This window comes from Novosphingobium aureum (assembly GCF_015865035.1).
GTDB lineage: Bacteria > Pseudomonadota > Alphaproteobacteria > Sphingomonadales > Sphingomonadaceae > Novosphingobium > Novosphingobium aureum.
Map to the genome: position 1 here is coordinate 1 of NZ_JADZGI010000039.1, position 214 is coordinate 214.

1 protein-coding gene is annotated in these 214 nt (G+C 0.9%); it reads right to left on the minus strand.

The genetic code is table 11. From position 1 onward, the window contains the following. Positions 1-214 (minus strand): hypothetical protein (locus I5E68_RS20520; protein WP_192867436.1); only part of this gene is annotated, 214 nt, incomplete at both ends.

Sequence of the window (214 nt, forward strand, 5' to 3'; positions counted from 1 at the left end):
TTTTTTTTTTTTTTTTTTTTTTTTTTTTTTTTTTTTTTTTGTTTTTTTTTTTTTTTTTTTTTTTTTTTTTTTTTTTTTTTTTTTTTTTTTTTTTTTTTTTTTTTTTTTTTTTTTTTTTTTTTTTTTTGTTTTTTTTTTTTTTTTTTTTTTTTTTTTTTTTTTTTTTTTTTTTTTTTTTTTTTTTTTTTTTTTTTTTTTTTTTTTTTTTTTTTTT